We start from the raw sequence: 2,937 nt of genomic DNA, 5'->3' as shown, positions 1-2,937 counted from the left end.
ATTCCGCAAAAACTAGTTTATTTTGAGATCTAAATCGAGCCAAATTTGCCAAAAATAAAACCTCATCATGCTTAGAGCCATTTGTGCTTACTTGGCTTAATTTTTCATAAACAAAATGTGCTTCTTCAAATCTTCGCTCATTCATTAACACGGCAGCTTTCCGCTCTAATAAAGAACTCATCCCAGTTTGACCTAGTGCTATACCTTGATCAAAATAAGATAGTCCTAAATTAATCTTACCATTAGCTATGGCCGTTTCACCCGCATTTCTAAAATCATCAACCGTTTTTGAAACTTGTAATTTATTGGACAAATAATCCTCAAAATAGTTTTGAGCTCGATCATACATCGTAATGTACGTGAACGACTGCGCCAAACTTAGGCGAATCCGTTGGCTTAATTCTGGGGAACCTGTTGGCTTACTAGTTTCCTCCAACAAAGGCATGTAAATTTTAATCGCATCTGAATTCTTATTGTTTTTCGCTAAGATTTCCGCTTGGGCATAACGCGCATTCCACGCCATTTCTTGGTTTAATGGATATTCCAATGAGCGTTTCAAGAAGGTTATAGCCCGCTTTTGGTCATTTGCTGCGTAATACTGAGCACCCTTTTCATACATCATCAATTGATATAAAGCTTGGAATTTGACTTTCCCGGCAGGAGAATGGAGCATAAAGTGGGATAAGGCCGACAAATCTTGTGTCTGTTGGATGGCGAAAAGCGCTAGGTCTACAAACAACTCCACATGGGCTGGATTTGTATCTAAAGTCTGTGATTTTTTAACCTCTAGAATGATGCGTGGCCAATCATTTTTAGACTTCAAAATATCCCAACGAGCAATAAAGGCATTTTCTTGCAGCTGAGGATGATAATTCATACTTGCAATCTCGACTAACAAGGCTAATCGGTCATCAACTTTTCCTTGTCTCTGGTAAATATCTGCAGTTAATTGTAATATTTCCTGTCCAAGAGAATCAGCAGGTGAAGCAATTTTAGTTAAAATAGACAAAGATTTATCATCTTGTTTTGACTGATACAATGCGAATGCCCATTTGAAATTACGTCTACGCGTAAATAGGTCAGGCGCATGATTGTAAAGAATCTCGAAATTCTTTGCTGACTTAACAAAATCACCTTGCTGAAACTGCTTCTCAGCCAAAATAAAAGCAATTTCCTTTTTTTGATATTTCCCAGTTGTATCCGCTAAGATGGGTTCCGCATATTGCTCCAAATCTTGAAATTTACCTAACTTAACCAATGCCGAACATATCCATTGAGGAACTTCAGCTGTATAGCTTGGGTCTATGGCAGCAATTTTAAAGTCGGAAACAGCTTCTTCAAATTCTCCCTGTTTAAAGTGCATTACACCCGCATAATATGCAGCTGGTAATGCATATTCCACTTCCGTCTCATTCTTCAAATTATTGAAAATGGCTAATGCCTCAAGGTAATGGCCCAATTGATAATTGGAAATTGCCATGAAATAAGCATACTCTAAATTGGTTTGTGCAGCTTGGCTCAAGTAACGAATAGCGCGGATCCAATCGCCCGTTTCATAGTAAAACTCCCCCATTTCGCGTTTGAGTAGGGCAGCAAAAGGGCTTTCTGGATGTTCCGAAACAAAACGAATTGCTTGCATTTCCGCCTCAGGACGCATGGTGTATATCGAACACATAGCGATGTAATACTCCACCTGAGTTTTTTCCGCCGTAGACTCACGGGGTTGTTGCTGTAAATAAGTTAAATATTGAATGAATTCTTCGCGCGCAGCGATGAAGTTTTTAGACTGAAAAAAGAGATTTGCTTGACGAAATGTTTTGGCTGGATCAGCCGACAAAGTGGTTTGTTGGCCCACACTCACCCACGCCGATAAAAACAAAAAAAGGAATGAAATACCAAAGGCGAAAAAACGTTTTTTCATTCAAAGAATAAGGAGTGTTAATTAAAGATGCAAAGTACAATTAAATTTTAATATTGATTTGAGGTTAAAACGGATAATCAACAATTTTATTTCCTTATGACACTATTTTCTCTAATTTTGAATGACCAAATTACGTAATCATCAACCACATGCTTCGAATTATACTTTGCTTACTGATTATTTCGCCAGCCTTTGGCCAAGAAGCAGACCGCAGCACCAACAAACGAATTCCTCCCATCAAAAATGGAGGTTATGTCATCTTTGAAAAAAATGGACATGGCCTCATCGCAACGGTCGAAAACATTGGAAAAATGGAATTCAAACAAGCGCAAAAAGCCTGTGAGGATTTAATTCAAAATGGATTTGATGATTGGCGTTTGCCTACCAAGGAAGAGTTCGATTTGATACATCCCAAATTAAACCACAAGAAAATTGGGGGAGGAAGTATTTTTCAATCAGCCTGGTATTGGACTTCTTCGGAGGTCGACAAAGACAATGCCTACACGCACAACTTGCAAACTGGTTTACAGTCGCCGTATTTCAAAGATTTTAAATGCTTGGTGAAAGCTGTTCGTTCCTTTTAGGTAACACATCAAAACGTTTCATTTGCACATCCATCACCCGAAACCAAATGGGTGGAATGAGGGCCAATAAAATCATCCCCGGATAACCCGTAGGCATTTGAGGCGTATCCTCCTGGTGGCGAAGTACCTGATATTTACGCGATGCTTGGTAGTGATGGTCGCTATGTCGGCTTAGCTCAAACAACAACAAGCGCCCCATAATGTGATTGCTATTCCACGAATGATGTGGCTTCACACGCTCGTAACGGCCTGATTCCACGCGATCGCGGCTTAATCCATAATGTTCAATGTAATTCACAGTCTCTAATTGGATCGCACCGATGGCTGCAGCCAACATGAACGAGCCCATCACCATGGTGCCGAAAAACCAGCCAATTACAGCTAAAAACGATAATTGAATGAAAATAAATAACATGGTTTGTTGGGCATCAA

Annotated in this window: 3 protein-coding genes; 1 reads left to right on the top strand and 2 read right to left on the bottom strand. The window is 39.7% G+C overall.

Features of this window, described 5'->3' with window-relative positions:
* The coding region (locus ACIQ6T_RS11330) for a CDC27 family protein (protein ID WP_395786462.1) at positions 1-1,921 on the bottom strand (1,921 nt) is incomplete at its 3' end.
* Between the two features lie 149 nt (positions 1,922-2,070).
* Between ACIQ6T_RS11330 and ACIQ6T_RS11325 the strand changes: the two genes are divergently transcribed.
* The gene (locus tag ACIQ6T_RS11325) at positions 2,071-2,505 is read left to right on the top strand and encodes a DUF1566 domain-containing protein (RefSeq protein ID WP_395786460.1); all 435 of its coding nucleotides are present in this window, start codon (positions 2,071-2,073) and stop codon (positions 2,503-2,505) included.
* On the opposite strand, the gene ACIQ6T_RS11320 is transcribed toward ACIQ6T_RS11325, so the two are convergent.
* A partial coding sequence (locus ACIQ6T_RS11320) for a fatty acid desaturase (RefSeq protein WP_395786458.1) occupies positions 2,471-2,937 on the bottom strand: 467 nt, incomplete at its 5' end. The two genes, ACIQ6T_RS11325 and ACIQ6T_RS11320, sit on opposite strands and share 35 nt — an antisense overlap.

Source organism: Aquirufa sp., assembly GCF_044377215.1.
Taxonomy (GTDB): Bacteria; Bacteroidota; Bacteroidia; order Cytophagales; family Spirosomataceae; genus Aquirufa.
The sequence above is the reverse complement of the archived record's forward strand: the minus strand, read 5'-3'. Positions and strand labels throughout refer to the sequence as shown.